24 protein-coding genes are annotated in these 18,703 nt (G+C 70.0%); 15 read left to right on the forward strand and 9 right to left on the reverse strand.

Features of this window, described 5'->3' with window-relative positions; genetic code table 11:
* Positions 1–58: 58 nt before the first annotated feature.
* Complete coding sequence (locus tag ACX9GQ_RS17975) at positions 59–400, reverse strand: rhodanese-like domain-containing protein (protein ID WP_459630949.1); 342 nt, start codon at positions 398–400, stop codon at positions 59–61.
* Between the two features lie 137 nt (positions 401–537).
* Positions 538–2,337, reverse strand: coding sequence for an allophanate hydrolase (atzF, locus tag ACX9GQ_RS17980; protein ID WP_459630950.1), 1,800 nt, complete (start codon positions 2,335–2,337; stop codon positions 538–540).
* Positions 2,338–2,480: 143 nt separating this feature from the next.
* Between atzF and ACX9GQ_RS17985 the strand changes: the two genes are divergently transcribed.
* The 10 genes from ACX9GQ_RS17985 (at position 2,481) to ACX9GQ_RS18030 (ending at position 12,532) form a co-directional block, all read left to right on the forward strand.
* On the forward strand, positions 2,481–3,446 hold the full coding sequence (locus tag ACX9GQ_RS17985) for an isopenicillin N synthase family dioxygenase (RefSeq protein WP_459630951.1): 966 nt from the start codon (positions 2,481–2,483) through the stop codon (positions 3,444–3,446).
* 270 nt (positions 3,447–3,716) lie between these two features.
* Complete coding sequence (locus ACX9GQ_RS17990) at positions 3,717–4,826, forward strand: BMP family ABC transporter substrate-binding protein (protein WP_459630952.1); 1,110 nt, start codon at positions 3,717–3,719, stop codon at positions 4,824–4,826.
* A gap of 132 nt (positions 4,827–4,958) precedes the next feature.
* A complete protein-coding gene (locus tag ACX9GQ_RS17995; protein WP_459630953.1) occupies positions 4,959–6,077 on the forward strand; it encodes an ABC transporter permease in 1,119 nt (372 codons plus the stop codon).
* On the forward strand, positions 6,074–6,991 hold the full coding sequence (locus ACX9GQ_RS18000; RefSeq protein ID WP_459630954.1) for an ABC transporter permease: 918 nt from the start codon (positions 6,074–6,076) through the stop codon (positions 6,989–6,991). Before ACX9GQ_RS17995 ends, ACX9GQ_RS18000 begins: the two co-directional genes overlap by 4 nt.
* Positions 6,992–7,006: 15 nt before the next feature.
* Positions 7,007–8,023, forward strand: coding sequence for a formamidase (locus ACX9GQ_RS18005; RefSeq protein WP_459630955.1), 1,017 nt, complete (start codon positions 7,007–7,009; stop codon positions 8,021–8,023).
* 20 nt (positions 8,024–8,043) lie between these two features.
* Positions 8,044–8,721: a biuret amidohydrolase gene (gene biuH, locus ACX9GQ_RS18010; RefSeq protein WP_459630956.1), complete on the forward strand. Its 678-nt coding sequence runs from the start codon at positions 8,044–8,046 to the stop codon at positions 8,719–8,721.
* Positions 8,722–8,723: 2 nt separating this feature from the next.
* Positions 8,724–10,271, forward strand: coding sequence for an ABC transporter ATP-binding protein (locus ACX9GQ_RS18015; protein WP_459631023.1), 1,548 nt, complete (start codon positions 8,724–8,726; stop codon positions 10,269–10,271).
* 2 nt (positions 10,272–10,273) lie between these two features.
* Positions 10,274–10,939 (forward strand): cysteine hydrolase family protein, encoded by a 666-nt coding sequence (locus ACX9GQ_RS18020; RefSeq protein ID WP_459630957.1) that lies wholly within the window; start codon positions 10,274–10,276, stop codon positions 10,937–10,939.
* Positions 10,932–11,135 (forward strand): DUF4089 domain-containing protein, encoded by a 204-nt coding sequence (locus ACX9GQ_RS18025; RefSeq protein WP_459630958.1) that lies wholly within the window; start codon positions 10,932–10,934, stop codon positions 11,133–11,135. The genes ACX9GQ_RS18020 and ACX9GQ_RS18025 overlap by 8 nt, the downstream gene beginning before the upstream one ends.
* Positions 11,132–12,532 carry an AtzE family amidohydrolase gene (locus tag ACX9GQ_RS18030; protein ID WP_459630959.1) on the forward strand — a complete coding sequence of 467 codons (1,401 nt, stop codon included), beginning with the start codon at positions 11,132–11,134 and terminating at the stop codon, positions 12,530–12,532. Before ACX9GQ_RS18025 ends, ACX9GQ_RS18030 begins: the two co-directional genes overlap by 4 nt.
* Before the next feature lie 21 nt (positions 12,533–12,553).
* Here the strand turns inward: ACX9GQ_RS18030 and ACX9GQ_RS18035 are convergent, their stop codons facing one another.
* Positions 12,554–13,333 (reverse strand): 5-formyltetrahydrofolate cyclo-ligase, encoded by a 780-nt coding sequence (locus ACX9GQ_RS18035; protein WP_459630960.1) that lies wholly within the window; start codon positions 13,331–13,333, stop codon positions 12,554–12,556.
* A gap of 88 nt (positions 13,334–13,421) precedes the next feature.
* On the opposite strand from ACX9GQ_RS18035, the gene hpxZ reads away from it, so the two are divergent.
* On the forward strand, positions 13,422–13,808 hold the full coding sequence (gene hpxZ, locus ACX9GQ_RS18040) for an oxalurate catabolism protein HpxZ (protein ID WP_459630961.1): 387 nt from the start codon (positions 13,422–13,424) through the stop codon (positions 13,806–13,808).
* Between the two features lie 8 nt (positions 13,809–13,816).
* On the opposite strand, the gene ACX9GQ_RS18045 is transcribed toward hpxZ, so the two are convergent.
* The gene (locus ACX9GQ_RS18045) at positions 13,817–14,389 is read right to left on the reverse strand and encodes a sigma-70 family RNA polymerase sigma factor (RefSeq protein ID WP_459630962.1); all 573 of its coding nucleotides are present in this window, start codon (positions 14,387–14,389) and stop codon (positions 13,817–13,819) included.
* Positions 14,389–14,616, reverse strand: coding sequence for a NepR family anti-sigma factor (locus ACX9GQ_RS18050; protein ID WP_459630963.1), 228 nt, complete (start codon positions 14,614–14,616; stop codon positions 14,389–14,391). The genes ACX9GQ_RS18045 and ACX9GQ_RS18050 overlap by 1 nt, the downstream gene beginning before the upstream one ends.
* A 150-nt stretch (positions 14,617–14,766) precedes the next feature.
* On the opposite strand from ACX9GQ_RS18050, the gene ACX9GQ_RS18055 reads away from it, so the two are divergent.
* On the forward strand, positions 14,767–15,579 hold the full coding sequence (locus ACX9GQ_RS18055; RefSeq protein WP_459630964.1) for a response regulator: 813 nt from the start codon (positions 14,767–14,769) through the stop codon (positions 15,577–15,579).
* Positions 15,580–15,664: 85 nt separating this feature from the next.
* On the opposite strand, the gene ACX9GQ_RS18060 is transcribed toward ACX9GQ_RS18055, so the two are convergent.
* The gene (locus tag ACX9GQ_RS18060) at positions 15,665–15,823 is read right to left on the reverse strand and encodes a DUF3309 domain-containing protein (protein WP_459630965.1); all 159 of its coding nucleotides are present in this window, start codon (positions 15,821–15,823) and stop codon (positions 15,665–15,667) included.
* 229 nt (positions 15,824–16,052) lie between these two features.
* A complete protein-coding gene (locus ACX9GQ_RS18065) occupies positions 16,053–16,337 on the reverse strand; it encodes a hypothetical protein (RefSeq protein ID WP_459630966.1) in 285 nt (94 codons plus the stop codon).
* Between the two features lie 174 nt (positions 16,338–16,511).
* Here ACX9GQ_RS18065 and ACX9GQ_RS18070 point away from each other — a divergent pair, with 174 nt between their 5' ends.
* Both ACX9GQ_RS18070 and ACX9GQ_RS18075 read left to right on the forward strand, forming a co-directional pair.
* Complete coding sequence (locus tag ACX9GQ_RS18070) at positions 16,512–16,919, forward strand: PRC-barrel domain-containing protein (RefSeq protein ID WP_459630967.1); 408 nt, start codon at positions 16,512–16,514, stop codon at positions 16,917–16,919.
* Between the two features lie 148 nt (positions 16,920–17,067).
* Complete coding sequence (locus ACX9GQ_RS18075) at positions 17,068–17,559, forward strand: YciE/YciF ferroxidase family protein (protein ID WP_459630968.1); 492 nt, start codon at positions 17,068–17,070, stop codon at positions 17,557–17,559.
* A 159-nt stretch (positions 17,560–17,718) separates the two neighbouring features.
* Here the strand turns inward: ACX9GQ_RS18075 and ACX9GQ_RS18080 are convergent, their stop codons facing one another.
* A complete protein-coding gene (locus ACX9GQ_RS18080) occupies positions 17,719–17,985 on the reverse strand; it encodes a glycine zipper domain-containing protein (protein ID WP_459630969.1) in 267 nt (88 codons plus the stop codon).
* A 199-nt stretch (positions 17,986–18,184) separates the two neighbouring features.
* Between ACX9GQ_RS18080 and ACX9GQ_RS18085 the strand changes: the two genes are divergently transcribed.
* On the forward strand, positions 18,185–18,463 hold the full coding sequence (locus tag ACX9GQ_RS18085) for a con-10 family general stress protein (RefSeq protein ID WP_459630970.1): 279 nt from the start codon (positions 18,185–18,187) through the stop codon (positions 18,461–18,463).
* 61 nt (positions 18,464–18,524) lie between these two features.
* Here ACX9GQ_RS18085 and ACX9GQ_RS18090 read toward each other — a convergent pair whose 3' ends face one another.
* Positions 18,525–18,677, reverse strand: a complete 153-nt coding sequence (locus ACX9GQ_RS18090) for a hypothetical protein (protein WP_459630971.1) — start codon at positions 18,675–18,677, stop codon at positions 18,525–18,527.
* Between the last annotated feature and the right edge of the window lie 26 nt (positions 18,678–18,703).

The following is an 18,703-nucleotide window of genomic DNA, read 5'->3' on the forward strand; positions in this document are numbered from 1 at the left end:
GACGTGCGGAAACCGAAGAAGGGGAGCCGACGGCTGTGCCGACGGCCGGAACGAGATGCTACGAGCCCGTCTCGACGGGAGCGCCGTGGCTCACCCAGTCGAGGAAGCCGCCGGCGTAGTGGGCATCGATGGGGATGCCCGCCTCATGGGCGATGCCGGCCGCCGTGAGCGACCGCTTGCCCGACCGGCACGACAGGACGATGCGCCGGCCGTTGGCAGGCGGAATCTCGTGGGGATCGAAGACCGACAGCGGCATGAGCACGGAGCCGGGGATGTGGCCCGCCTCCCACTCGTTGGGCTCTCTCACGTCGACGAGGAGGATGCTGCCATTCGCGAGCCCGGACCGGATGTCGTCGATTCCAAGGTTCTCGACGTCAGGCATCGCGCCACTCACCGCCATCCTCCGGCCTCCCGAGCCGACATTCGCTGTCTTTGGACGCGGACTTTAGCGCATTCGTCGCGCTTGGCCAGTGGCGCGGCGCGCGCATCAGCCCTGCCCAGCCTGCGGCGGCCTGTCGCCCGGGAGCCTGTCGAATCTCAGCCGAGGGAGGCGACGTAGGCCCTCCATCCGCCATGTGCGGACACGTCCTGCGCGCCCTCGACCGCCAGCGGTTCGACGAGGAAGCCCTTGGGGCGCGTGCCGTCGGCGAGGAGCAGCGTGCCGATGCCGAGCGGCGGCGGGATCGCCGCCACGAAGCGCCCGAACGCATCTGGCGACAGCGCCCAGACCTCCGTCGCGATGGCGGCGCCGGCGCCCGTCGCCACGCGCACGAGGCCCGGCTTGCGCGGCGGGCCGCCCGGAAGCGCGTAGAGCGCGTAGGAAGGCTCCGTCGACGCGGCGCGAAGGAAGCGGGCGTCGAGGCTGCGCAACTCGTGATTGAGCGGCATGCCGGAAAGATGGGCCCCGACCACGCACAGCTCGATCTCGCCAGGGAGCGCCCGGTCCTCGCCCGGCGCGCGCGGCGGCTGTGGCCAGCCGGTGGCCCCAAGCGGGGTGGCGGCCGCGGCGTGCAGGTCTGCACCGAGCGTCGCGAGCGCACCGTCCCGGCCGCGTGGGGCAATCAGGGTGGTCCCCGCCGGGAAGCCGTCGATCCGGAACGGGCCGGGCACGGCCAGCGCACAGAGGTCGAGCAGGTTGACGAAATTCGTGTAGGTGCCGAGGCGTGCATTCGGCCCCAGCGGGTCTGCCTCCAGTTCCGCCACCGTCATCGGCCGCGGGATCGACGGCACCAGCAGCGCGTCGATGCCGGACCAAACAGGGGCCGTGACGCGCGCCATTTCCGCCAGCCGATAGCGCGCGTCGAACGCGTCAGCGGCGGAGAAGCGGCGCGCGCCCTCGATGATCGCGCGGGTCACCGGGTGAACGCTCCCCGGCCGCTCCTCGAGGAAGGACCGGATCGCGGCGTAGCGCTCCGCCACGTAGGCGCCCTCGTAGAGCAGTCGAGCCGTCTCGAGGAACGGACGCAGGTCGACGATGACGAACCGGGCACCGAGGCCGCGGGCCGCGTCGAGCGCCGCCTGCCACGCCAGCGCCGACGCGGCGTCGCCGTCGAAGAAGAGGTCTTCGTCCCGCGGGATCCCGAGGACCGGCGCAGGCGACGAGGCTCCGACGCGCGGGGCGGGGCCGGGACGAGAGAACGGGTCCTCCGCATCCGGGCCCGCCATCACCGCCGCCGCCGTTGCGGCATCATCCACTGTGAGCGCGAACACGGACACGCAGTCGAGGGTGCGGCAGGCCGGCACGACCCCGCGCGTCGGCAGCAGGCCCAGCGAGGGCTTGAGGCCGACGAGATTGTTGAGCGCCGCGGGCACCCGCCCCGAGCCGGCGGTATCCGTGCCGAGCGAAAAGGATACGAGGCCGCGGGCCACGGCGACCGCCGACCCGGAAGACGACCCGCCCGGGACGACGGCGGGATCGAACGCGTTGCGGGGAACGGGATAAGGCGAGCGAACGCCGACGAGCCCCGTGGCGAACTGGTCGAGGTTGGTCTTGCCGATCAGGATCGCGCCGGACGCCAGCAACCGCTCGACGACGGGGGCCGAGCGCGCGGGAACAGAGGCGAAGTCCGGGCAGGCCGCCGTCGTCGGCACTCCGGCGACGTCGATGTTGTCCTTCACCGCGAAGGGAACACCCCACAGGGGCAGTCGGCCGCGGCCCGCCGGATCGAGGGCCCGCGCCGCCGCCGCCGCGGTCTCCTCCGGGACGAGGGTGATGAAGATGCCCGGGTCGTCGGCCTCCGCAATCCGGCGATAGACGTCCCGCACCAGGTCGACCGGGTCGAGTCCGGCCGCGTAGGCGGCTGAGAGGCCGGCGAGATCGAGTGAAGCCCTGGGCATGAACGTCTCCTGCGCTGCGGCCGGCGGCGCGTCCGCGGCCTCCGGATCCGATCCGGTTGGCCCGCGTGATGCAACGGCCGGACCACCTCGCCGCTGAGACGCGGCAGGAGCCGTCCACCGAAGATCCGACCGGAGCCTGAGCCATGCCCGACGCGTCCGCCACGATACCCGTCATCGACCTCTGGGCCCTGCGGGCAGGGGCGCCGGATGCCCTCGAGACGACGGCGGCCGCAATCGGGGACGCGGCGCGAGGCATCGGGTTCTTTCTCGTCACCGGCCACGGAGTGGCGGACACCCTGCAGAGGCAGATGTTCGACGCGTCGAGGCAGCTCTTCGAACTCCCGTTGGCCGAGAAGGAGCGCCTCTCCATCGAGAAGGCCGGGAACAACCGCGGCTGGGTGCGCCTCGGCGGCGAGGCTCTCGACCCATCGAAGCCGGCCGATCTCAAGGAAGCCTTCAACATCGGCCTCGACCTGCCGGCCGATCATCCGGACATCACCGCCGGCCGCCCCTTCCGCGGGCTCAACGTCTGGCCGGACCTGCCCGGATGGCGCGAGGCCGCCCTCGCCTATTTCGACGCCGTCTGGCGCCTCGGCGTGGCGCTTCACGAGCCGATCGCGGTCGATCTCGGGCTGCCGCGGACGTGGTTCGCCGACAAGCTCGACCGTCCCCTCGCCACCCTGCGCTTGCTGCGCTACCCGCCGGCACCGCCGCAGGCGCCATCTGGCGCCATCGGCGCCGGCGTCCACACCGACTACGGAAACCTCACCCTGCTCCTGACCGACGACAGCGGCGGCCTCGAGGTGCAGGCCCGCGACGGCAGCTGGATCGCGCCGCCGTCCGTGCCGGGTGCCTTTGTCGTCAACATTGGCGACTGCCTGATGCGCTGGACGAACGACGTCTACGTCTCGACGCCGCACCGGGTCGTGCACCGGGCGCCGCGCGAACGACTCTCCATCGCCTTCTTCCTCGATCCCAACCCCGATGCGATCGTGTCGGCCCTTCCCGGGTGCATGGGACCGGACCGTCCTACCCGCTATCCGCCCATCGCCGGTGCCGATTACCTGCGGGAGCGGCTGGATGCGACCTACGCTCACCGCAGGTCCTGATGCGAACTGTATAATCTGGAGCAACGCTGCACAGATTTTCGCCATTGCCCGCTCGATCGCCAAGCAGCAGGCGGGGCCGGTCGCATCGGGACGACGCCACGGCGACCGCCGTCCGCGCCATCCGTGAACTCGCAGGCACGTCGGCCCAATGGAGCGGGACTTGGAGCGGGACTTGGAGCGGAACTTGGCACAGCCATTGCCTCCCTGCTGCCGAAGCCCATAGCGCGGCATCAACGTGGATGCCGCGGGCCAACCCAGGGAGAGGGTCGCATGTCCTTCCAGATCGATCGTCGCAGCCTGCTCAAGTCGGCCGCCGCGGCGGGCGCCGTCGGCGTCGCCGGCCTGCCCGTCCGCGCCTTCGCCGCCGCCCCCACCATCGGCATCATCTACGTCGGCCCGCGCGACGACTTCGGCTGGAACCAGGCGCACGCGGTCGCGGCGAAGGCGCTGAAGGCCGTGCCGGGCGTGAAGGTCATCGAGGAGGAGAACGTCCCCGAGACGGTCGCCGTCCAGAAGACCATGGAGTCGATGATCAACCTCGACGGCGCGAACCTGATCTTCGCGACCTCGTTCGGCTACTTCGACCCCCACATGATCGAGATGGCCAAGAAGTACCCGAAGGTCGAGTTCCGGCACGCCGCCGGCCTCTGGACCAAGGAGAAGCACCCGATGAACGCGGGGTCCTACTTCGCGTACCTCAACCAGGGCCACTACGTCGACGGCATCGTCGCCGGGACCGTGTCGAAGACCGGCAAGCTCGGCTTCGTCGCCGCCAAGCCGATCCCGACCGTGCTGCTGAACATCAACTCGTTCCTGATGGGAGCCCGCAAGGCCAACCCGAACGCGACCGTGCAGGTGATCTTCACCGGCGAGTGGTCGCTGCCGGTGCGCGAGGCCGAGGCGACCAACGCGCTCGCCGACGCCGGCTGCGATGTCATCACCTGCCACGTCGACAGCCCGAAGGTCGTCGTCGAGACGGCCGAGCGCCGCGGCCTGATGAGCTGCGGCCACAACGCCTCCCAGGCTCCGCTGGCGCCCAAGGGCTTCCTCACCGGTGCCGAGTACAAGTGGGAGACGATCTACAAGGATTTCGCCGGCCTCATCGCCAAGGGCGAGAAGCTCCCGAACTACGTCCGCGGCGGCTTCGACAAGGACTACGTGCAGAACACCCCGTTCGGCGCCGCGGCGACCGAGCCGGCCCGCAAGGCCGCGACGGCCGCGATCGCCGACCTCAAGGCGAACAAGCCCTACGTCGTCGGTCCGCTCAAGGACAACAAGGGCAAGGAAGTCCTCGCCGCCGGCCAGTCGATCGACAACTACGACGTGAAGCTCGAGCAGACGAGCTACCTCGTCGAGGGCGTGATCGGCTCGATCACCTGATCGGATGACGGCGCCTCACGGCGCCTCGAACACGGACCACCGGCCGCGCCTCGCGCGCCGGTGGCCGATCGTTGCGGCGCGGTCGGCAGGGTCGCGCCCGTGAAGGGATCCGATGCGGCAGCGGAGAACGCCATGACCGACGCGGTGCAGCCCGCGGCCCCGCTGTCCGCGGCCCGATCCGGCGAGTGGATCGACCGGCTGCGGATCGGCGCGGAGTACGTCGCGATTCCGGTCTTCGCCGTGCTCGTCTCGGCGGCGCTGTTCTCCGTTTTCCTCCTCTTCCTCGGCAAGGACCCGGTCGAGTTCTTCCAGCTCCTGTGGCGAGGCGGCTTTGGAACCGCGTTCTCCTGGCAGAACACCCTGCTGCGCTCGGCGCCGCTGATCCTGACCGCGCTCTGCGTGGCGCTGCCCGCGCGCGCCGGCCTCGTCATCATCGGCGGAGAGGGCGCGCTCGTCCTCGGCGGGCTCGCAGCGGCCACCGTCGCCCTGCCCTTCGGTGGCGGCGGGCCGACGATCGTCGTCATGGTGCTCATGGTCGCGGCGGCGATGCTCGCCGGCGGCTTCTGGATCGGCCTCGTCGGCGTGCTGCGCCACAGCCGCGGCGTCAACGAGACGATCTCGAGCCTGCTGCTCTCCTACATCGCCATCGCGCTGATGAACTTCATGGTCGAGGGCCCGCTCCGTGACCCGGCCTCCGCCAACAAGCCTTCGACGGCGGACATCGGAGAGGCGGTCCGCGTCGGCACGATCCCCGGCATGGACGTCCACTGGGGCCTCGTCTGGGGCATCCTGCTGGCGGTCGTCCTCTGGGTCCTGATCAGCCGCACCACCTACGGGTTCGCCCTGCGCGTCACCGGCGGCAACGTCCGCGCAGCCCGCGCGCAGGGCCTGCCGGTGGGCTGGCTGATGGTGTCGTGCTGCGCCATCGCCGGCGCCTGCGCCGGGCTCGCCGGCTACTTCGAGGTCGCCGCCATCCACGGCAAGGCGAATGCCTCGCTCATCGCCGGCTACGGCTTCACGGGCATCCTCGTCGCGTTCCTCGCGCGCCACAATCCGCTGGCCGTCGTGCCGGTGGCGATCCTCTTCGGGGGCATCGCCGCGGCGGGCGGCCTGATCCAGCGCCGCATGGGCCTGCCCGACGCCTCCGTGCTGGTGTTCCAGAGCCTGATCTTCGTCGTCCTGCTCATCAGCGAGACGCTCTACGGGCGCTTCGCGATCTTCCGGCCGCGCGCGGAGGCGGACCGCACATGAACGAGGCCCTGCTCACCGTCATCTTCGCCATGATCGGCGGCGCGATCCGAGTCTCGACGCCGTTCCTGTTCGTGTCCCTCGGCGAGTGCCTCACGGAGAAATCCGGCCGCATCAACCTCGGCCTCGAGGGCACGCTCGTCTTCGGCGCGATGAGCGCCTACGCGATTTCCTACCTCTCCGGCTCGCCCTGGCTCGGCGTCTTCGTCGCCGGCTGCTGCGGCGCGATGCTCGGCGCCGCGCACGGCTGGATCTGCAAGCTGCCGCGCGTCAACGACGTCGCCATCGGCATCGCCATGATGAGCTTCGGGCTCGGCCTCGCCTTCTTCTTCGGCAAGCCCTTCATCCAGCCCTCCGCGCCGCGCCTGCCCTCGATCCCGCTGGCCGACTGGACGGGCAATCCCTCGCTGGCGACGGTGCTCAAGGTCAACCCGCTGTTCTTCGTCGGCATCGCGCTGGCCTTCGCGCTGTGGTGGGCCTTCCGCAACACGCGGCTCGGCCTCGTCGTGCGCACCACCGGCGACAGCGCCGCCGCGGCCCGGGCCATGGGCGTGAACGTCGATCTCGTGCGCCTGCTGGCGACGACCGCCGGCGGCTTCCTCGCGGGCGTCGGCGGATCGTTCCTGTCGCTCTACTACCCCGGGTCGTGGAGCGAGGGCCTGTCCTCCGGTCAGGGCCTGATGGCCGTCGCCCTCGTCATCTTCGCCCGCTGGGACCCGCTGCGCTGCCTCTACGCCTCGCTGATGTTCGGGGCGGCGGGCGCCATCGGGCCGGCCCTGCAGTCCGTCGGGATCACGCAGGGCTACTACTTCTTCAACGCAGCCCCCTACGTCGTCACGCTCTTCATCATGATCGCCTCCTCGTCGACCAAGGGCGCCTTCACCAGCGCACCGGGCGAGCTGGCCGTGACACGCTGATCGAACGGAGCCCCCATGAACGGACTCGGCGGCCTCAACAAGTCGGACAACGGCGTCGTCATCGGCCTCGTCCAGCTGCAACTTCCGGTGGTCGTCACGCCCGACGACCTCGCCGCGCAGACGCGCCGCATCGTCGAGCTGGTCGGCAAGGCGCGGCGCAACCTGTCGACGATGGACCTCGTCGTCTTCCCCGAATACGCGCTGCACGGCCTTTCGATGGACACCAACCCGGCCATCATGTGCCGGCTGGACGGTCCCGAGGTCGCCGCCTTCAAGGCGGCCTGCCGCGAGCACCGCATCTGGGGCTGCTTCTCCATCATGGAGCTGAACCCCGGCGGCAACCCCTACAACTCCGGCATCGTCATCGACGACACGGGCGAGTTGCGGCTCTACTACCGCAAGATGCACCCGTGGGTGCCCGTCGAGCCCTGGGAGCCGGGCGACCTCGGCATCCCCGTCATCACCGGCCCCAAGGGCTGCAAGCTGGCGCTGATCATCTGCCACGACGGCATGTTCCCGGAGATGGCGCGCGAATGCGCCTACAAGGGCGCCGAGATCATGATCCGCACGGCCGGCTACACCGCGCCGATCCGCGAGGCGTGGCGCTTCACCAACCAGGCCAACGCCTTCTGCAACCTCATGGTGACCGCCAACGTCTGCATGTGCGGCTCGGACGGCAGCTTCGACAGCATGGGCGAGGGCATGATCGTCAACTTCGACGGGTCGGTGCTCGCGCATGGCACGTCGGGCCGCGTCGACGAGATCATCACCGCGGAGGTCCGCCCGGATCTGGTGCGCGAGGCCCGCGCCGGCTGGGGCGTCGAGAACAACATCTACCAGCTCGGCCACCGCGGCTTCGTGGCGGTGAAGGGCGGCGCAGGCGACTGCCCCTACACCTTCATGACCGACCTCGCCGCCGGTCGCTACCGGCTGCCCTGGGAGGACGAGGTGAAGGTGACGGACGGCACCTCCTGCGGCTTCCCCGCCCCCACGCGCCTCTACGGCGAGACGCTGCCCAAGGCGGCCGAGTGATCTGACCGAGTGACCTGACGATGGCGACGATCCCTGCCGATCCCTATCCCTGGCCGTGGAACGCGGCGCTGCGCCCCGACAACACCGCCCTCGTCGTCATCGACATGCAGACCGACTTCTGCGGCAAGGGCGGCTATGTCGACGCCATGGGATACGACCTCTCCCTCACCCGCGCGCCGATCGAGCCGATCGGTCGGGTGATGACGGCGATGCGGGCGAAGGGCTACCCCGTGATCCACACCCGCGAAGGCCACCGGCCCGACCTCGCCGACCTGCCGGCCAACAAGCGCTGGCGCTCGCAGCGCATCGGCGCCGGCATCGGCGACCCCGGTCCCTGCGGCAAGATCCTCGTGCGCGGCGAGCCGGGCTGGGAGATCATCCCCGAGCTCGCCCCGCTGCCCGGCGAGACGATCATCGACAAGCCTGGCAAGGGCTCCTTCTGCGCCACGGACCTCGACATGATCCTGCGCCAGAAGGGCATCGCCAACATCGTGCTGACGGGCATCACCACCGACGTCTGCGTGCACACGACCATGCGCGAGGCGAACGACCGCGGCTACGAGTGCCTCCTGCTGGAGGACTGCTGCGGCGCCACCGACCACGGCAACCACCTCGCTGCGATCAAGATGGTGAAGATGCAGGGCGGTGTGTTCGGCACCGTCTCAGACAGCCGCACCTTCGTGGAGGCCCTGCCGTGACCATGCCCGCCAAGAGTCCGGCCACGAACGCAGCCCTGGCATCCCGCGCCATCGGCCTCGAGACCGTCGGGATCGGCAAGATCTTCGGGCCGCTCGTGGCGCTCGACGACGTTTCCATCCGCGTGCCGGCGGGCTCGTTCCACGCGCTGCTCGGCGAGAACGGCGCGGGCAAGTCGACGCTGGTCAAGTGCATCATGGGCTTCTACCAGCCCGACCGCGGCACGGTGCTCGTCGACGGCCGCGAGATCCAGGTCAAGAACCCGCGCGAGGCGCGGGCCGCCGGCATCGGCATGGTCTACCAGCACTTCACGCTGGTGCCCTCCCTCACCGGCGCGGAGAATCTCGTCATCTCGCGGCTCGACGTCCCGGCCGTCATCGACTGGCAGGCCGAGCACCGGCGCCTCGACGCCTTCCTCGAGACGATGCCCTTCCGCGTGCCGCTCGACGTGCCCGTGAGCCAGCTCGCAGCCGGCGAGAAGCAGAAGCTGGAGATCCTGAAGCAGCTCTACCTCGACCAGCGCTTCCTGATCCTCGACGAGCCGACATCCGTGCTGACGCCCGGCGAGGCCGACGAGATGCTGGGTCTCGTGCGCGGCATGACCGAACGCGGCGAGATCACCGTGCTGATGATCACGCACAAGTTCCGCGAGGTGACCGCCTTCGCCGACGACGTCACCGTGCTGCGCCGCGGTCGCCTCGGCGGCCAGGGCCGCGTCGGCGACCTGACGCCCGACGCCATGGCCCGGATGATGATCGGCGACACGGCGATCCGCGCCCGCGCCGAGCGCAAGGCCCGCACGCAGACACCCACCGTACTGGAACTGACAGCGCTCTTCGCCGATGACGACGAGGGATTGCCCGCTCTCGAAGCCGTCAACCTGAAGGTGCATGCCGGCGAGATCGTCGGCATCGCCGGCGTGTCCGGCAACGGCCAGTCGGAGCTCGTCGAGGTGCTGTCGGGCCAGCGTGAGCTGCGCGACGGGCGCATCTTCATCCACGACCAGCCCTTCGAGCCGACGCGCGAGGCCATGGCCCGCCTCAAGGTTTTCGGGCTGCCGGAGGAGCCCCTGAAGAACGCCACCGTGCCCACCATGTCGGTCGCCGAGAACATCGCCTTCCGCACCTTCGACAAGCCACCGGTGGCCAGCCTCGGCTGGTGGCTGAAGCCCGGTCCCATGCGCGACAAGGCCCGCGAGCTGATCGCCCGCTACCGCGTCAAGACGCCGTCGACCGAGACGCCCATCGCCAACCTCTCCGGCGGCAACGTCCAGCGCGCGGTGCTGGCCCGAGAACTCTCCGGTGACGTCGACGTGCTGATCGTGGCGAACCCCTGCTTCGGCCTCGACTTCGCGTCGGTGGCCGAGATCCGCGCGCAGATCATGGAGCAGCGCAACCGCGGCGCGGCCGTCCTGCTCGTCTCCGAGGACCTCGACGAGGTGCTCGAACTCGCCGACACGGTCGCCGTGATGTCGGGCGGGACGATCACCTACGTGGCGCCCATCGGGGAGACCGACCGCACCACCATCGGCGCCCACATGGCGGGTCACTGAGCATGATCGAGGTCCAGGCCACGCCCTACCCCTACCCGCTCGATCCGGCCCGCACCGCGCTGATCGTCATCGACATGCAGCGCGACTTCATCGAGCCCGGCGGCTTCGGCGAGGCGCTCGGCAACGACGTGTCGCGCCTCGCCGCCATCGTGCCTGCGGTCGCGCGGCTTCTCGCCCTGTTCCGGTCGAAGGGCTGGACGGTCATCCATACCCGCGAGGCCCACCTGCCCGACCTCTCCGACCTGCCGCCCGCCAAGCGCGCCCGCGGCAGCGCGCCGGTTCGCATCGGCGACGACGGCCCCATGGGTCGCCTGCTGGTGCGAGGCGAGCCGGGCAACGCCATCCTCCCCGCCGTGGCGCCGATCCCCGGCGAGATCGAGATCGACAAGCCGGGCAAGGGGGCCTTCTATGCGACCGGACTGCAAGCCGTCCTGAGGGAGCGTGGCATCACCCATCTCGTCTTCGCGGGCGTGACGACCGAGGTGTGCGTCCAGACGTCGATGCGGGAGGCCAACGACCGCGGCTATGAGTGCCTGCTGATCGAGGACGCCACCGAGAGCTACTTCCCGCACTTCAAGTCCGGCGCCATCGAGATGATCACCGCGCAGGGCGCCATCGTGGGCTGGGCGACGCCGCTCGCCCGCCTCGAGGAGGCCGTCCATGGCTGACACCGCACCGACGCCACCGGCCTTCGACCCGGAGGCCGTCATCGACGCCATGGCCCCGCTGCTCGGCATCACCGTGGACCCGGCCTTCCGCCCCGGTGTCCTGACCAACCTCGGCGTCATCGCCGCCATGGCCGCCCTCGTCGACGGCGCCGCCATCGACGAGCGGGAGGAGCCCGCGCCGGTGTATCGGCCGTGAGCGACTTCGACCCCGTCCGCGCCAGCGCCGCTGCCATCGCCGCCGCCGTCCGCGAGCGGCGCACCACGGCCCGCGCCGTGGCGGAGGCCCACCTCGCCCGCATCGACGCCCTCGACGGGACGCTCGGCGCCTACACGCACGTGACCCGCGCACGGGCGCTGGCGGAGGCGGGCGCCGTCGATGCTCTCGTCGCGGCGGGCTCGGATCCGGGCCCGCTCGCCGGCGTCCCCTACGGCGTGAAGAACCTGTTCGACATCGAGGGCGTCGTCACCGTCGCCGGGTCGAAGATCAACCGCCACGACCCACCGGCGACCGCTGACGCCACGCTGGTGGCGCGGATGCAGGCAGCCGGGGCCGTGCTGCTCGGCGCTCTCAACATGGGCGAGTACGCCTACGACTTCACCGGCGAGAACGCCCATGACGGCCGCTCCGCCAACCCGCACGACCCGGCGCACATGTCCGGCGGTTCATCGGGCGGTTCGGGTACGGCCGCGGCCGCCGGGTTCGCGGCGATCACACTCGGCTCGGATACCAACGGCTCGATCCGCGTTCCGGCCTCGCTGTGCGGGCTCTTCGGTCTCAAGCCCACCTTCGGCAGGCTGTCGCGGGCGGGCACGTTCCCGTTCGTCGCGAGCCTCGATCACCTCGGCCCGCTGGCGCGATCGGCCAACGATCTCGCTTTGGCCTACGACGCCATGCAGGGGCCGGATGTCCGCGACCCCTCCTGCACGGCCGCGGGGATCGATCTCGCGACGCCGACCCTCGACGCGGGCATGCGAGGCCTGCGGGTGGCAGTCCTGGGCGGCTACTTCCGCGAGAAGGCGACACCCGACGCGCTCGACGCCGTCGACAGGGTGGCCCGCGCGCTGGAGGCAACCCGGACCGTCGAGTGGCCGGACGTTGCCCGCGCCCGGGCTGCCGCATTCCTGATCACCGCGACGGAGGCCGCCTCGCTGCACCTCCCGCGGCTGCGCACGCGGCCCGGAGACTTCGATCCCGACGTCCGGGACCGGCTGATCGCCGGCGCCATGGCGCCGGCCTCGCTGGTCGGAAAGGCCCACAAGCTGCGCCGGACCTTCCGCGACGCGGTGGTCCGGCTCTTCGACGAGGTCGACCTGCTTCTCGCCCCGGCCACGCCGTGCCGCGCGCCGCGCGGCGGCCAGAAGACCATGACGCTCGGCGGGGCGGAGATGGCCGTGCGGCCGAACCTCGGCCTGTTCACGCAGCCTGTCTCCTTCGTCGGTCTGCCAGTCGTCGCCGTGCCCGTCTGGACACAGGGCGAGCGCCTGCCCATCGGTGTCCAGGTCATCGCCCCGCCATGGCGGGAGGACCTGGCGCTGCGTGCGGCCCACGCCCTGGAGCAGGCAGGCGTCTGCCGCGCTTCCGTGGCAGCGTGACGCAGGCCGTGCAGGGACGCGTCAGACGCGGGTCAGGCGTGTCTGCAGATCCTTCAGAAACGGGATGCCGTCGAACTGGTCCTGCTGCACCATGTCCCACGCCACGCCCGTGGGCTGGGGATAGGCCGTGCGGGTCTCGATGAGCTCCCATGGCGTCGCGATCCAGTCGAGGGGGCTGTCATGACCGAGCATGACGATCTCGGCGTCGTCCACGACCTGGACCGAATGCACCGTCGTGACGACAGGCGTGACAGGCTCGACCGTTCCGAGTTCCCTGAAGATGCCGAGTTCGAGGTCGGCGAAGCCACCGCCCTTCCCGGTTCGGCCGCCGGCGCGCGTGACGGCGACGCAGCCGACGACGCACACGTCGATCGGGTCCATGTCCTCGAAGGCCACCGGCTCGCCGTGCTCCACGAAGCCCTGCGACGTCGCCGCCAGCTCGAAGCTGATGCCCTTGCGGGTCAGGACCTGTGGATCGAGCTTCACGAACGGGAAGCCGAGGGTCAGCTCGGGCACGGGTGCGTACACGATCTTGCCGTCGTACAGCGCGCGCAGCCGCACCGGAATCTGGGGTGGATCGGGGTTGCACTTCACCACGGCGGCGCCCTGCCACGCCGGGATCTGCGCCAGCCGCCAGGCCGCGAGGTCGGCACCGACGAAGTTCGGAATGCGGCTCCACACCGGGCCGACATTCATGCCCTGATCCTCGAGGGCGCCCCAGATGCGGTCGCGCAGGGTATCCTTGCGGGCGTTGCGCCCCGCCCAGCGGGCGGCGGACGGGGTTTCGACGGCATCGGTCATGGCGGGTCTCCGGATCAGCGCCACGTGCCAAGCAAGCCTCGTGCCTCCGCACGCAGCGGAGCATGACGAGAGGGGAAAGGAGAGCGGCGTGGAGATCAACATTCCGGAGGTGAAGGCGGAGGTCGAGGCCGTCTTCGCCCGATACGAGGCGGCCCTCGTCGGCAATGACGTGGCGGTACTGGACGAACTGTTCTGGAAGAGCCCAATCACGCTGCGCTACGGTGGCGGCGAGAACCTCTACGGCTACGATGCCATCGCCGCCTTCCGCTCGGCCCGCTCGCCCGCGGGCCTTGCCCGGACGCTGGAGAAGACGGTGATCACGACCTACGGAAGGGACTTCGCCACCGCCAACACGCTGTTCAGGCGGAACTCGTCACCGGGCAAGGTCGGGCGGCAAAGCCAGACGTGGGTGCGTACGCCCGAGGGCTGGCGCGTCGTGGCGGCACACGTCTCGGTGATCGACGACCCGGCGTAAATCCGGCGCTACTCGCCCACGGCCAGATGCTGGTCCTGGTCGAGCACGCTCTGCCACTGGGGCTCGGAGGCGAATTCCTCGCCCGGAGCCATCGCGAGCAGCTGGGCGAGACGGTTTCGCGCGCGGTTGACGCGGCTCTTCATGGTGCCCACGGCACAGCCGCAGATGTCGGCGGCCTCCTCGTAGGACATGCCGGACGCGCCGACGAGGATCAGCGCCTCGCGCTGGTCCGCGGAGAGCTGCTGCAGCGCGGCGCTGAAGTCGAGGAAATCCATGTGGGAGCCCTGCGTCGGGTTCGACATCAGGCGACCCGCGATGCGTCCCTCGGGGTCGGCCACCTCTCGGCGGCGCTTGCGGTACTCGGAATAGAAGAGGTTGCGCAGGATCGTGAAGAGCCAGGCGGACATGTTCGTCCCCTCGGTGAACGACCCGAGGTTGGTCCACGCCTTCACCAGCGTCTCCTGCACGAGGTCGTCGGCGCGGTCCATGTTCCCCGAGAGCGACATCGCGAAGGCCCGGAGGCTGGGGATCGCAGCGATGAGTTCCGCCTTCATGGCGGCGCTCGGGGACCCGTGATTCATCACTTGTCCTCCCCGTCGCCCTGGACGCGGTCGAGCCGCTCCATGAGCTCGCGGAAGCGGTCGGGAACCGGCTGGCTCAGAACGTCGTCATAGATGGCCCGCAGCTGGCGCCCGATGTGGTCCTGGACGTTCGGCTGCAGGGCCGGGGCTTCCGGTGGCGTCCGTCCCGACGGGTCGTCGCCCCGGTCCTGCGTTTCTGCTTGCCGCGCGATTCGCCGTTGTGTCATGTACAGCCTCCCGCCGCAGAGCGCGGCACCATCCGACGCGACAACGCGCGGACGGGCCCGGCGGTTCCGGTCACGGCGGAACCTTTTCGACGCCGGCTGCGTTGAGGGCCATAGTGGCAAAGCTGCTGCTTTGCCCGCACAGGGGGTCTCATGTCCGCTTCGCAGGCCATCGCGCCGCACCTGCCTTACCTGCGCCGGTTCTCGCGCGCCCTGACAGGCAACCAGAAGATCGGCGACATCTATGTCCAGGCGACGCTCGAGGCGGTGATCGACGAGCCGCAGCGCATCGACCTCGGCGACGACGTGCGCGTCCAGCTTTACCAGCTTCTCCTCGAGGTCTGGCGGTCGGTTCCCATCGATGCGCAGATCGACACGGCGATCTCTCCGCCTGAGCGCGGCGCGCTGCGCAACCTGCAGGCGGTGACGCCGCGCTCGCGGATCGCCTTCCTCCTGCGGTCGCTGGAGGGGTTGACCAACGAAGAGGTCGCGCGAGTCCTGGGCTGCGAGACGGACGAGGCGAGCGCCCTCGTGGAGGCCGCCGGCCGGGAGATTGCGGACCAGATCAAGACAGACGTCCTCATCATCGAGGACGAGCCCCTCATCGCCCTCGACCTGCAGTCTCTCGTCGAGGAACTCGGCCACCGCGTCGTGGACGTGGCCCGCACCCACGGCGAAGCCGTGTCGTCCATCGCGCGGCTCACGCCGGGACTGATCCTCGCCGACATCCAGCTCGCCGACGGAAGCTCGGGGCTGGAGGCAGTCAACGAGATCCTGGGCACCCTCGAGGTACCGGTGATCTTCATCACCGCCTATCCCGAGCGCTTTCTCACCGGCAGCAGGCCGGAACCCGCCTTCCTGATCACGAAGCCCTTCCTCGCCGACACGGTGAAGGCCGTCATCAGCCAGGCGCTGTTCTTCAACCGGAAGGCCCATCGGACCGACGGGGCCCGCCTCCGGGCCTGAACCGATCGCCGCCGGAACGCAGGCGAGAAAAAGGGGAGCGGGCTTGCGGCCCGCTCCCCTTTTTCGTCCGCGCCGCGAGGCCGGGCTAGAGGCGGCCCGTGAGCAGCATCACCAGCAGGATCAGGAAGACGATCCCGAGGATGCCCGACGGTCCGTAGCCCCAGCCGCGGCTGTAAGGCCAGGCGGGAACGGCGCCGATCACCAGCAGGATCAGGATGATGAGGAGGATTGTGCCGAGCGTCATGAGGGCCTCCGGTTGCAGTCGACCCGACGGACATCCGTCGCTCGACTGACAGGGCTGCGATCGTCACGTGACGAATTTCACCGGCAACGCCGCCTGCGGACGGAAGGTTCCGGCCGATGGCGAGCCAGTCCCGACAGCAAAGGACCCGCAACGGTGAGCCGCTGCGGGTCCTGGCACGATCGATCGGGCGGGAGGGGGCACAGACGCCCGGACCGAGCCTTGCAGCCGGTCAACGGGACACGCTGGACATGGTTCCGGCGCGACGCGTGTTCTCGGCGAAGACGGCCGCTCCGCGTACCCTGCTGGCCGAGTCGGTCGGCTCGGTGGCGCAGTAAGCCGACGGATGGCGCAGGCTCGCCGAGACGGGCGCCGCGGTTTCCGTGACGGATACGTCGAGACGGGCGGCCGGCCGCTGCGGGGCGGGATTCTGCATCCAGCCCAGCACGGGAGGCGCAAACAACGTGGCGACCGCGACGGTCAGGGCGGCCGATGACATCAGGCGGGCGGGATCCATGACGAGCCTCCTGGCTGCTCTCCTTGGCGCGCGGGGCTTGCGTTCCTGACGCGATGTCCCGCGGCGGGCTCCTCCAACGTGACCGGAACGCCCTGGTTCCCGGACTCGCGCCGAAGTGCGGAACGCCAAGTCCCCGTGCACGTTGCCCGGTCCGACGACTGACGGGAGAGACGGATGGCGAGCCGGATACGTGTGGGCCTAACGGCGCTTGCCGCGCTCGCCGCCCTGCCTTCCGCGGAAGGCCTGGCGCAGACCGCGGCTGCACCGTCCATTGGCTATCTCACGGAGGAGGCCCCCGCCCAGCGGACGGCCACCAGTTTCATCGGACAGAACGTCTTCGGCCGGAACGGTGAGCGGATCGGTGACGTGAACGACGTCGTCGTGGACACGAGCGGGACCGCGCCGCCGGCCCTCGTCATCGGCGTCGGAGGCTTCCTCGGGATCGGCGAGAAGGACGTGGCCGTCCCGCTCGGGGCGGTGACCATCGAGCCTCTCAAGGGGGCCCGTCGGCTGGTCGTGCCTGTGACCCGCGAGGATCTCCGCGCAGCCCCTCCCTTCAGGCGTCGCGATCCCGTCCGTTGACCCCGTCCCCGCTGGCTGCGGCCGGGCCACGTCCACTCCTCTTCGGGCGGCGCGCGGCGACGGTCGCGGCAGGAACAAAGGATGCCGATGGGACGTTCCCCGGCACCCCGGCGGTCGACGGGAAGGCAATCATGAAAGGATGCGCGCCATGGCCGTGAACACGATGCAGGAGCTCTTCGTCCATACACTGGGCGACATCTACTACGCGGAGAACCAGATCCTGAAGGCGCTGCCGAAGATGGTCGAGCAGGCGCGCTCGGAGGAACTGCGCGAGGCCTTCCAGCAGCATCTCGAGGAGACACGCGAGCAGGTGCAGCGGCTGGAGGAGGTCTTCCGCATGTGCAACGCCCCGCCGCGCGGGGAGCGCTGCGACGCCATCGAGGGGATCATCAAGGAAGCGGATGGCCTCGCCTCTCAGATCACGGACGCCGAGGTGCGCGACGCCGGGATCCTGGCGGCCGCGCAGGCGGTGGAACACTACGAGATCTCCCGTTACGGCACGCTGATCGCGTGGGCGGAGCAGCTCGAGATGGACGACGCGATCGACCTCCTCGAGCAGAACCTCGAGGAAGAGAAGAACGCCGACCGCCTCCTGACGGAGATCGCGGAAGGCGACGTCAACGACGACGCCGCCTCCTGACCGTCCCCCATCCTTGAGAAGGCCGGCCAGGCATGACTGGCCGGCCTTTTTTCATGCGTACGGCCTCGTCGAGACATCGGTGGCAGCGCAGAGAGATATCGACGGATACGAGAAGGGCCGGCCCGCGCGGGACCGGCCCTGGAGGGATGCCCGAGACGCTCAGTAGTAGTCGCAGACCCTGCGACCCCAGCCGTCGTAGTAGCAGTCGCGACGCGGGGTGGTGGCCGCGCCGACGATGGCGCCTCCGGCCGCGCCGACCGCCGCTCCTGCCAGTGCGCCGCTGGGCCGGCCGGTTGCGAGGCCACCTACCACGGCACCGGTGGCACCGCCGATGGCAGCACCGCCCAGGGCTCGGTTCTCGGCCTCGGTCTGCGCGCATGCACCCAGCGACAAGGCGATCGCAGCCGTCATCATCAGCTTTTTCATCGACGTGACTCCTGTTCGCCGACGACAGTGCGAAGCGTGGGGAGGAACCGCCGGCGTGCGTCGCCAACGTGCAATCCTCCGCCAAGGTTTCCCTGGAGGGCTCTCCTTCACCTCCGCTGAAATTGTCGCGCCCGAGGATGGAACCAAGCTCCAGCCTCCCGCGTTTCCGGTCGGAGTACGTTCTAGGGAGAGCCTGAACATGGCGGACAACCAGCAGCGGTCGAACCGGGGCTTCGCTTCGATGGACCAGAACAAGCAGCGCGACATCGCCCGGAAGGGGGGCGAAAGCGTGCCGAACGAGAAGCGCAGCTTCTCTCGCGATCCCAAGCTCGCCGCGGAAGCCGGTCGCAAGGGTGGCCGCAGCGTCGCCCCCGAGGCCCGCAGCTTCTCGCGGGACCCGAAGTTGGCGGCCGAGGCCGGCCGCAAGGGCGGCGAGGCGTCGCACAGCCGGCGCTCCGGCGGAAACCAGAACCACTGATCTTCCTCGGACGGAAGGTCGTCACGCCGCCGGCACGCCGGCGGCGTTTTCGTACCCGCCGTCACGTGCCGACGGTGAAGTAGAGGACGATGCCCGCGATGCCCGCCAGGATCAGGCCCGCGGTGAGCACGACCCAGACATGATGTCCCGTCACAGCTTGTCGCGCCTCGTTCACGCCGATCTCCCTCTCCACTGGCTCGTGCTGATCCACCATCGGTCCCTCCGGCTTGCTGGAAACGT

Source organism: Alsobacter sp. R-9 (assembly GCF_054612375.1).

Bases quoted from the DNA above. Each gene is read 5' to 3' on its own strand.
- ACX9GQ_RS17995 (WP_459630953.1), top strand. From the start codon at position 4,959: ATGACCGACGCGGTGCAGCCCGCGGCCCCGCTGTCCGCGGCCCGATCC.
- ACX9GQ_RS18090 (WP_459630971.1), bottom strand. From the start codon at position 18,677: ATGGTGGATCAGCACGAGCCAGTGGAGAGGGAGATCGGCGTGAACGAG.
- ACX9GQ_RS18065 (WP_459630966.1), bottom strand. From the start codon at position 16,337: ATGGATCCCGCCCGCCTGATGTCATCGGCCGCCCTGACCGTCGCGGTC.
- ACX9GQ_RS18045 (WP_459630962.1), bottom strand. From the start codon at position 14,389: ATGAATCACGGGTCCCCGAGCGCCGCCATGAAGGCGGAACTCATCGCT.
- ACX9GQ_RS18080 (WP_459630969.1), bottom strand. From the start codon at position 17,985: ATGAAAAAGCTGATGATGACGGCTGCGATCGCCTTGTCGCTGGGTGCA.
- ACX9GQ_RS18070 (WP_459630967.1), top strand. From the start codon at position 16,512: ATGGCGAGCCGGATACGTGTGGGCCTAACGGCGCTTGCCGCGCTCGCC.
- ACX9GQ_RS18015 (WP_459631023.1), top strand. From the start codon at position 8,724: ATGCCCGCCAAGAGTCCGGCCACGAACGCAGCCCTGGCATCCCGCGCC.
- ACX9GQ_RS18075 (WP_459630968.1), top strand. From the start codon at position 17,068: ATGGCCGTGAACACGATGCAGGAGCTCTTCGTCCATACACTGGGCGAC.
- atzF (WP_459630950.1), bottom strand. From the start codon at position 2,337: ATGCCCAGGGCTTCACTCGATCTCGCCGGCCTCTCAGCCGCCTACGCG.
- ACX9GQ_RS18020 (WP_459630957.1), top strand. From the start codon at position 10,274: ATGATCGAGGTCCAGGCCACGCCCTACCCCTACCCGCTCGATCCGGCC.
- ACX9GQ_RS18000 (WP_459630954.1), top strand. From the start codon at position 6,074: ATGAACGAGGCCCTGCTCACCGTCATCTTCGCCATGATCGGCGGCGCG.
- ACX9GQ_RS18055 (WP_459630964.1), top strand. From the start codon at position 14,767: ATGTCCGCTTCGCAGGCCATCGCGCCGCACCTGCCTTACCTGCGCCGG.
- ACX9GQ_RS18035 (WP_459630960.1), bottom strand. From the start codon at position 13,333: ATGACCGATGCCGTCGAAACCCCGTCCGCCGCCCGCTGGGCGGGGCGC.
- ACX9GQ_RS18050 (WP_459630963.1), bottom strand. From the start codon at position 14,616: ATGACACAACGGCGAATCGCGCGGCAAGCAGAAACGCAGGACCGGGGC.
- ACX9GQ_RS18060 (WP_459630965.1), bottom strand. From the start codon at position 15,823: ATGACGCTCGGCACAATCCTCCTCATCATCCTGATCCTGCTGGTGATC.
- biuH (WP_459630956.1), top strand. From the start codon at position 8,044: ATGGCGACGATCCCTGCCGATCCCTATCCCTGGCCGTGGAACGCGGCG.
- ACX9GQ_RS17985 (WP_459630951.1), top strand. From the start codon at position 2,481: ATGCCCGACGCGTCCGCCACGATACCCGTCATCGACCTCTGGGCCCTG.
- ACX9GQ_RS17975 (WP_459630949.1), bottom strand. From the start codon at position 400: ATGGCGGTGAGTGGCGCGATGCCTGACGTCGAGAACCTTGGAATCGAC.
- ACX9GQ_RS18085 (WP_459630970.1), top strand. From the start codon at position 18,185: ATGGCGGACAACCAGCAGCGGTCGAACCGGGGCTTCGCTTCGATGGAC.
- ACX9GQ_RS17990 (WP_459630952.1), top strand. From the start codon at position 3,717: ATGTCCTTCCAGATCGATCGTCGCAGCCTGCTCAAGTCGGCCGCCGCG.
- ACX9GQ_RS18025 (WP_459630958.1), top strand. From the start codon at position 10,932: ATGGCTGACACCGCACCGACGCCACCGGCCTTCGACCCGGAGGCCGTC.
- ACX9GQ_RS18005 (WP_459630955.1), top strand. From the start codon at position 7,007: ATGAACGGACTCGGCGGCCTCAACAAGTCGGACAACGGCGTCGTCATC.